This is a genomic window from Streptosporangium sp. NPDC020145 (assembly GCF_040631275.1).
Taxonomy (GTDB): domain Bacteria; phylum Actinomycetota; class Actinomycetes; order Streptosporangiales; family Streptosporangiaceae; genus Streptosporangium.
Map to the genome: position 1 here is coordinate 21,356 of NZ_JBEXZT010000047.1, position 9,015 is coordinate 30,370.

The 9,015-nt window shown below is 65.4% G+C and carries 5 protein-coding genes, 1 pseudogene and 2 CRISPR repeat arrays; of the genes and pseudogenes, 4 read left to right on the forward strand and 2 right to left on the reverse strand.

Annotated elements, in window-relative coordinates:
* Positions 1 to 44: 44 nt before the first annotated feature.
* Positions 45 to 653, reverse strand: a complete 609-nt coding sequence (locus ABZ463_RS40090; RefSeq protein ID WP_362785077.1) for a TetR family transcriptional regulator — start codon at positions 651 to 653, stop codon at positions 45 to 47.
* A 21-nt stretch (positions 654 to 674) separates the two neighbouring features.
* Complete coding sequence (locus ABZ463_RS40095) at positions 675 to 1,334, reverse strand: hypothetical protein (RefSeq protein ID WP_362785080.1); 660 nt, start codon at positions 1,332 to 1,334, stop codon at positions 675 to 677.
* Positions 1,335 to 2,492: 1,158 nt separating this feature from the next.
* Between ABZ463_RS40095 and ABZ463_RS40100 the strand changes: the two genes are divergently transcribed.
* The 4 genes and pseudogenes from ABZ463_RS40100 to ABZ463_RS40115 form a co-directional block, all read left to right on the forward strand.
* Complete coding sequence (locus ABZ463_RS40100) at positions 2,493 to 3,458, forward strand: ankyrin repeat domain-containing protein (RefSeq protein ID WP_362785083.1); 966 nt, start codon at positions 2,493 to 2,495, stop codon at positions 3,456 to 3,458.
* Positions 3,459 to 3,787: 329 nt separating this feature from the next.
* On the forward strand, positions 3,788 to 4,738 hold the full coding sequence (locus tag ABZ463_RS40105; RefSeq protein WP_362785086.1) for a hypothetical protein: 951 nt from the start codon (positions 3,788 to 3,790) through the stop codon (positions 4,736 to 4,738).
* Between the two features lie 36 nt (positions 4,739 to 4,774).
* Entirely contained in the window at positions 4,775 to 6,628 is a 1,854-nt protein-coding gene (locus tag ABZ463_RS40110) for a hypothetical protein (protein WP_362785089.1), read from the forward strand.
* Positions 6,629 to 6,657: 29 nt separating this feature from the next.
* A pseudogene (locus ABZ463_RS40115) lies at positions 6,658 to 6,741 on the forward strand (transposase); the annotation flags it as partial.
* A 154-nt stretch (positions 6,742 to 6,895) separates the two neighbouring features.
* Positions 6,896 to 7,595: a CRISPR direct-repeat array (repeat unit 29 nt; unit sequence GGGACCATCCCCGCGTGCGCGGGGAGCAC).
* A gap of 318 nt (positions 7,596 to 7,913) precedes the next feature.
* A CRISPR array of direct repeats spans positions 7,914 to 8,919; the repeat unit is 28 nt; unit sequence GTGCTCCCCGCGCACGCGGGGATGGTCC.
* Positions 8,920 to 9,015: the final 96 nt, after the last annotated feature.

A 9,015-nucleotide genomic window follows, 5' to 3' on the forward strand; every position in this document is an offset into this window, starting at 1 on the left:
TCCATATTCAATCAGTTGAATGATTTTATCGATGAGGACGAGCCTCACGCCTGCCGTACATCGAGAAAGGCCGAGAGATCCTCGCTCACGCGTTGCCGGTACTCCTGCGACAACGGATCCACCTCGTAGATCCCCTCGATCACCTGCGGAAGCGCAACCGGAGCGAAGGCGAGCAGAAAGGAAAGCAGCGCGACGAACTCGGGCGAGTGGCCGTCGCCGATCTCTCCCGAAGCCTGCCGGGCGCGTGTCTGCTCGACGGCGGCGGCAGCCACCGTGCGCCATTCCTGCGCCAGCGCGTCGGTGTCGCCGGGGTAATCACCGAGCGCCTGCCATACCACCAGACGGGCCCGCCGGGGATCACGCAAGGTGGCGTTCAACACCATGCGGAAGCTCTCCAGAAACGGCTCGGCCTTGCTGGCCGGGACCAGCTTCGTGCGCCGTTCCTGCCAGCTCGACAGAAGCTCTTCCAGCAGACCTTCCTTGCCGCCGAAGTAGTAGGAGATCAACTGCACATTGACACCGGCGCGCTTGGCGATGGCCGCGGTGCGAGCGCCGCTGTACCCCTTGGCGGAGAACTCGTCCAGGGCCGCATCCAGGATGCGCTTCCTCGTACGTGCCGCCTTGTCCGTTTCCGGGACCCGATCTCCTGGCATGCGCCCAATATTATCAATCAATTATATGATTACAAGACCTGGGCCAGGACGTTGATCATCTCCCGGCTTCGCTTCCCGCCAAGAGAGTGATCTTTCCCCGCCTCCGCCGAGGCACTTTTGCACGGCCCGGACGCGGTAGGGCCATGGGGTGATCTCAGGCAGGTTCTGGCGCGCCACCATGCTCAGGCGAGTAGTAGTCGCATACAAGGGCATCGACTGCAGGTGCTGAGGTTCCAGACGGGCACAGGTACGGTGCTCGGCAAGGGCGAGTGCAGCCTGGAGATGGCGGTCGATGAACCCGTCGCCGGGATCCTGGTAGCCGGGAATCATGTCGAGGTACTCGCCGTCGAGAAGTTGGTCGTCCAGGTGGCGTATGGGGCTGTAGCCGCGATACATGGGATCGAACCTGGCGCGCACTTGGCCGTCTACGGCGTAGAGGAAGGTGGCGTGCCAGTTGACGCCGGCGATCAACGCACCGGCCGGCAGATCGCGAACCACGTCTCGCATGATGCCCGCGTAGGCACCCCATTCGATCATGACGGATCCCCCCGATGCAGTGCCCACCTCGATGCCGCCCGGGCCGATGTAGTCGGGGTCGTCCACGGCCCGCAGGCGGCGCAGCACGTCGGAAGAGCTCGCCGCGCTGATCGCCGCGCGAGAACCGTACTTGCTGCGCCTCAAACAGAGCGCGAACGCGGACGGCGCCGTCCGCTACCGGTGCCCGGCAGCAAGCACCTCCCCATCGGTCACCTGCCCCGCTTCGACCGCCTCCACCAGCGCGGACCCAGCCGACCCACCGCTGTCGACCTGACCGACGCCCGGCAGCGAGCCGCCCATCCCGCGTCCTGCCGCCACAACCTGATCTGAAGGCCGACCAACTGCCGAAGATCTGCAGCCAGCACACCATCACCGTCCGCAAGGACGATCTCGGCCACCTCGACAAGTTCCGCCAGGACCTCGCCTACCTGAGTTCCGCCTGGATCGGGACCTACAAGTCCGTCCGCGCCAACACCGAAGGCATCAACGGCAGACTCAAGGGACACGACCTCGACCTCGGCGATCCCAAGAACCGGCTCGCCCACGGCCGCGTCGCCCAGACCATCCTGGTCGCATTGCTCGTCACCGTCGCCAACGACCACTTCCTCGACCAGTGGCGCCACACCCGCCAACCCCAAGACGAGCCCGTCATACCCGCCGACACTCCGCAGACTCCACTCGATCCTTTCGACGGCACGCCACCCCCAAGCCAGAGCAGGCCACCACCAGCCCCATAAGCCGCGAATCCCACCATCTCCTCGCAGCGCCCACTCGCCGTCGGCTTCGCCATGCCCAACGGCCGGATCTCGGTCCTCCACCAGCGGCCCGACACCATCTGGGCCTTCCCGGACGCCTGCTCCGCAGCTCCCAAACCAGGACGAACCCGATTCGGAAACCCCTGAAACGACAAGATCCCGCCTGATCGCGATGACCAGACGGGATCCCGTCAACTTCAGTCCAGCCGTTTCAAGAACGGCCCTCGGTGGAGATGAGGGGATTCGAACCCCTGACCCCTTCGATTCGATGCGAACCCCGGTGGGACGCACCGTTTCCGATCAACGGATGCCATCTGGTGTTGTCAGGTGCCGTGATGATGACGTCCGTTGATCCCGGCTGCCCTCTCGTGTCAGCGGGTCCGCTGACTTTTGGCTGACTCTGCCCAGCCTCTCGCCAGCCGACATAACCACGATCACCAGAGGATGTGGCCCCTCCTGGACCGGCTGTGGCCGCGACCTGAATCTGTCGGCCTCGTACGCCATGATCGGCGGTCATACATCCTGTACATCCCCCCAAGGAGCGGCCATGGTCGTCAACGATGGATCCGGATGGTCCAGCATCGGCTGGGACGGCTGGACCAACCTCAGCCTGGTCCGTGCCCGGCTCGACGCGGGAGCCGACCCGAATTCAGGGACGTCCTTCCATGGACGGCCACTTCATAAGGCGGCCGAGCGCGGTTCACCCGAGGTGGTCACGGAACTGACCCAGCGCGTCGACGACGTCGATGCGGAACACGAAGGTCGTACCGCACTCTGGCTCGCCGTTTTCAACAACCGCTCCGACAACGCCCGCGCGCTTATCGTCGCCGGAGCAAACCCGTGGCGACCGATGATGAACGGCTGGTCTCCCGGACAGCTCAGCCTGGCCACTCCCACCCCCGATCTGTTCACTCTTCCTGACGGGGAGGCTAGCCTGTCCGCCACCGAGGCCGCCGCCGTGGCAGAGGCCAGACGCCTGATCACCGCGTTGGGGCGCTTCGACGACGACGGTCACAGCCTCGCCTGCGTAGCTGGCATTACCGCTGCCGAGGCGATGCGGCGCCTGGAGGCCGTACCGGTTGATGACGCCGACGTTGAAGAGATCATGGAGGATCCCTGGGCGGATCTCGACGCCAGTTTGTCCGTCATCGGTGTCACCGACGTGCCCGGCGGATGCGTCGTCTTTCAGCCGTGTGAATACGCCGCGTCCAACCCCGGCGTCGTAGAACGCCTGTCGGTCGGCACCGTCTGCTACGGGCTGTTCGCCAATCCCAAGAGCGGCAACCAGGGTGCCATCGCCCATGATGGCGCCATCGAGGAATGGGACACCCACCCCGGCGGCAGCGTCTACTCCGAAGAATCCGCAGAGGAGATCCTCGCCACCTACCTCTACCACCGCCAGGCCGAGGCCTACTGCTTCGCCGGAGCAGGCCTTCGGCCGACTGACGCCCGATCGATCAACGGCCATGCCGACATGTGGCTCAAGCTGCCTGAACAAGACTGGTGGAGTTAACCGGATATACGGCGAGAAAGCTTGATTCTACTATCTGGAGTCGGGCCTTTATCCTGCGGTTCGACCTCCGCCACAATGATCATGTGATCGACTATTACCGCGGTTTCTTCGAGTGGCATCAGCGATTGGAAGACAGACTCTCCTGGACCGTTACCTCGGGATGAACTGCGCTAGGGTTGTGACGTCGCGAAATCGCCACGGATGCCGTTCTGGCCAGCCCAAACAGCGATCAGTGACGAATGGCAGGAGGTCGTCCTCAAGGACCCGACGCACATCCAGCAGTCCTCATCACAACGTTCTGTCGGTAGTCCCGTTTATGCTTCTCATCATTGCGTGACTTCCAAGAGTTCGGGTGGGTGGTCTGGGTGTCTGGTGGTGCGGTCTCCCCGGAAGCGACGGGCGGCGCTGGTGTGATCTTCGAGTATCGGCTCGCGGCCGTGCTGCTGAGCCGAATGTTGCGGCGGGCGCATGTCCCGATCGGCATCGAGCTGCCCATCCAGCGCGTCGCCCTCCAGCAGAGAGTCGCCGGTCACACCTTCGACGACATAGTGGTGGAAACGGACGCGGCAGGCCAGGGTCCCACCATCGAAATCCAGGTCAAGAAGCGCCTGCCGATCACTGGCGGCAACCCGGAGTTCGTCAAGGTGATGTCGACCGCAATCGAGGCGTACCTCTCCCACGCGGAGGAGCTGAAGGACGGACGCCTACTCCTGGGTTTGGCGGCCGGTGGCCCCGTCAGCGACTTGGAAGCTCTGGCCGAGCTGACGACCATGGCCCGCGCACATCCGGACGCGGTCTCCTTCGGTCGGCTGCTGAGCGAAGGGGTCACCCGCTCCGCCCTACGAACCCGTCACGACCATGTCGTAACCGGTGTGACCACCGCAGCCACGACCGATGACCGCTTCGAAGCCGAAGCTCTGACCCACCAGATCCTCTCCGCCCTGCACGTGTGGCCCGTGCAGGTCGGTCGCGATGGCCGCGACTGGCGTGCGGAACTCGACCTGATCGCCGACCTCGCCTCTGCCGCGGGTCAGCCGGCGGACACCGTCCTCGGACGGCTCTACGATCTGGCCCAGGAGGTCGGGCCCCGGGCAGGCGACCTTGACCAGCAGATGATCTGCGCTGAATTGCTGCGTAGGTACGGGCTCGACCTCGCACGTGCGGTCCTAAGTGCCCCCGAGACCAGGACAACGACCATCAACATCACCAATTCCGAATCTGGAACCGTCTTTTCCGCCGCCGGAAACCAGGTGTTCAACGGCCTGCGCATCGGTCGGTGACGTCACCGTTCATTCGAGTTGCCGAGGATAGAGTCGATGACGACGCTAGAAGTCTCTGTCAGTGACAGAGCCACGGCATTCGTGGCCGGGGTCCAGCACTTCAACAATTACGGCGAGGAGCTGGTCGAGGTCCGTGCGATCACGGACGACGAGCTTGCGGTTTGCGAGGACAATCGCTTCATCGCTCCCGACGGTGAGGAATGGGACCGTTTCGATCTTCTGCTGCGTACACACCGAGTCGTGGTCCTGCTCGGCGACGCCGGTACCGGACGCCACACCGCCGCCCTGCGGCAGTTGCTGGACTGTTCTCCACGCGAGGCGCTCCACGAGCTGGAACCCACGTGGGCGCGGCCGCAACGACGTCTCCTGCCTCCAGCCAAGGTCGGCCATGGCTACGTCCTCGATCTTTCCAACGCGACAGAAGAGCCCGCGGAGGAGTTCGGCAAGGGGTTGCGGTCCTGGGTGCGGGAGAGCGAGGCCTTCCTCGTCGTGCTGGTGACTGGTCGCGTCTGGGCCGGGCCGTGGACCCAGCACCTGCAACATGTGCTCGTGCCGCTGCCGTCCCCGGACGCCCGCGACTTGGTAGAGCGCCAGCTTGACGCCTTCGGCCTCGACGACCGTGTTCACCTGCTCGACGAGGAGCCCCTGGCCAAGATTTTCGACTCTTCGCCCCGAGCCGAGGACGCCGCCCGACTCGCCGAGATCATCAGGAAGTCCACCAGTCTGAAGGCGGAGGACATCGCCGACGAGTACAGCGGTTGGGAGACCTGGTTGGAGAAGAAATTTCCCAGGCCCCTCGGTACTCGTACTCTCCTCTGGTCCGCAGCGCTCTGCGACGGCGGACGCACGCTGTCGATCCTTCAAATGTCCGAGGCCTTGCGCGTAAAGCTCGGCGAAAATCGGGGCCCGGCGGCCGTGCTGGCCGACACCATCACTTCAAAGCGACTGGAGGAGGCCCACATTGTCCGGCGCGGGGATAGAGCCTACTTGGCGCCCAACCATCATGGCCTCGCAGTCGCCGCACGCCGACATCTGTGGGACGAATTTCAGTTGTACCGGCAACTGCTGACCGAGTGGTCCGTGCAGCAGGCGGCAGAGCTGCCGCCCGACGACGCCGCTAGGGTCATCGACTCCCTTTTGGATCTGGCGCTGCACTTCCGGGATGGCGAGATCATCAAACGGTTGCGGCGCGTGCTCCTCGCGAACAACCGGTCGTTCCTGGCCCAGGCCCTCTCCAACGCAGCCATCGACCCGAGGTTCGGACCGTACATTCGCGCACGCCTGTACACCTGGCTGACCAATAACCCGCCGCAGCAGCTGGTCGAACTGGTCGCCGAGGTATGCGGCGGCGTGTTCGGCGAGAAGGCGCCTGCCATGGCTCTCGTACGTCTTCAGCGGGCCGCTCTCAAGACCAAGGATGTCGACAACGAGATCCTCGCGAAGGCGTTCACCTCACTGGCCGGGAAGCACCGCCAAATCGTCTTTGACACGGTGATCGGCGGATGGTTGGACAAGCCGGCGACCGAGCGTGCGGGCATCGTGGCCGTTATGGGGCTTGCGTCCACCGACGACGGCATAACCGCCCTATGCGGCCCGCACGGAGCCGACATCTCCGACCCACGCGACCGGTTCGGGCTCGTCGCCACCTTCAGGCGAGCGCTGGAGCGTGAAGATACGCGAGAAGCAGCTGGTCGGGTCCTCGGGACCTGGAAGGGGGTGGCCGCACGGAGGCTGCTCCCGGAGGACCTCGTCATAGAGGTACTTGGGGCGTCACTTGCGCCCACTCTCGAGGACAACATCATGCAGCGCTACCTGGAGAACGGCGTTTTAGACGTCACAACGTTCTGGGGCAAAGTCTTAGTCAAAGCAGCGCAGTACCTCGCGCAGTAAGAGGAGTATCAGGCGGTCTAAGCCGGACGCAGCGCAACAGACACCGATCGCGCACCTTAACTACTACCGCGGGCGATCTGGAGCTGCAGATCCCGAAGCTGCGCACCGCGAACCCCTGACCCCTTCGATGCGAAGCAAAGATCACCAAAGGTAGGGTAGCCGAAGTTCCTTGTTAACCAGGGCAATGCGTCCGTGGGTGTCCGTGGACGTCTGGGTGAGTGCTCCAGCGTTGTCACGCAGTTAGACGCGCAGAACCTCATGCGAGTCATGCTTATCCCCGTGTGCGCGGGGAGCATCGGGGCGCCCGGCCCTCGATCACGTCCACCAGGGGACCATCCCCGCATGCGCGGGGAGCACACGTCCGGCCCTTCGCACACCGGCAGCGGCGCGGGACCATCCCCGCGTGCGCGGGGAGCACTCGGGCTGGGCAGGTCATGGTGGTGGGAGCCGGGGACCATCCCCGCGTGCACGGGGAGCACGATCCGCACCCATTCCTGACTGAGCCAGCCGAGGGACCATCCCCGCGTGCACGGGGAGCACCCCAGCCAGAGGGGCGACGCCATCGGCGCGCTGGGACCATCCCCGCGTGCGCGGGGAGCACCTGGAGTGGAGCGACCTCGCGGACGGATTCCCGGGACCATCCCCGCGTGCGCGGGGAGCACACTTCCCGGGACATCTTGCCCTTGGACGCCCCGGGACCATCCCCGCGTGCGCGGGGAGCACTGCAGGCGCCGATCAGCGCCTTCCTTCCCCCGGGGACCATCCCCGCGTGCGCGGGGAGCACTCGGCCTGGCGCCGCTGCAGCTCGCCGCGGATGGGACCATCCCCGCGTGCGCGGGGAGCACAGCACTTCCCGCAGCGCGGTGGATCGGGGACGGGGACCATCCCCGCGTGCGCGGGGAGCACGTCCGCGTTGACCTGGCGCGTACGAAGTTCCCGGGACCATCCCCGCGTGCGCGGGGAGCACCCTCGCCGACCTGCGGGGTTGTCGGCGGGAGGGGCGGAAATTCATCACTTCCATCGACTTGGACATTTCGGACACATCATGAAGTTCGCCAGGATGACATCAACCACAAGCTAGCGTGCGATAAAGCGAAATACCCCCTGAAGCACAAACCCAGAACGGAGCTCCGCCCACTTCGCAACCCCAGCCCCTAACCATCCAGAACCATCAGATCCCCTTTGCGACCATCTGTCTTCAATGACCAAGACATCCATAATGTCCAAGTCGATGGAAGTGATGAATTTCCGCCCTTCTCGCCGACAACCCCGCAGGTCGGCGAGGGTGCTCCCCGCGCACGCGGGGATGGTCCGAACTATGTCGCGCTTATCGACATGCTGGTCCAGTGCTCCCCGCGCACGCGGGGATGGTCCCTGACTGGCCTGGAGTCCACCGGGCGGTCAAGGGTGCTCCCCGCGCACGCGGGGATGGTCCCTTCTGTTACGTTACGTTTCGTTTCATTACGTCGTGCTCCCCGCGCACGCGGGGATGGTCCCGCGTAGACCGTGGCCGAGGCCTTCGTTGCCGGGTGCTCCCCGCGCACGCGGGGATGGTCCCACCACCTGCTCGCCTTCACCGGAACCGCCGCCGTGCTCCCCGCGCACGCGGGGATGGTCCCACGATCTACGCCCGCAAGAGACGAAGGATTGAGTGCTCCCCCGCGCACGCGGGGATGGTCCCGAGCAGCGGAAGCGCCGCCTCGTCCGGTCTCGGTGCTCCCCGCGCACGCGGGGATGGTCCGGACGGGTACCAGTTCGCGGGGTCCCGCCTGCCGTGCTCCCCGCGCACGCGGGGATGGTCCCTCGGGACGAGATGCTCTCCAGCCTCCGCAATCGTGCTCCCCGCGCACGCGGGGATGGTCCCGGGTTCATCTCGGTGGAGTACGAGACGGAGATGTGCTCCCCGCGCACGCGGGGATGGTCCCTGGTTGGTGGACTTCAGCTCGTAGTGGATCTGGTGCTCCCCGCGCACGCGGGGATGGTCCCCGCCCCATGGCGTTTCTTGCCTCCCCCGTGGAGTGCTCCCCGCGCACGCGGGGATGGTCCCGCGTCATCCATCAACGCCGCGAACCCGTTCTCGTGCTCCCCGCGCACGCGGGGATGGTCCCTGGCAGGGCGGCTACGTCGCCGTCGTCCTCGAGTGCTCCCCGCGCACGCGGGGATGGTCCCGTGACCAGCACCCAGTACCGCGATGCCGAGCTGTGCTCCCCGCGCACGCGGGGATGGTCCCAGCGTGGCGCCGCGATGTCCGGCCACGTCGCCGTGCTCCCCGCGCACGCGGGGATGGTCCCAGTGTCGACGACGGGTGAAAACTGACCCTGTGGCGACGGCCGAAAACTGACCCCCCTTCAGTCACTCTGGAGGGTGATCAAGGTGGAGGACTGGGC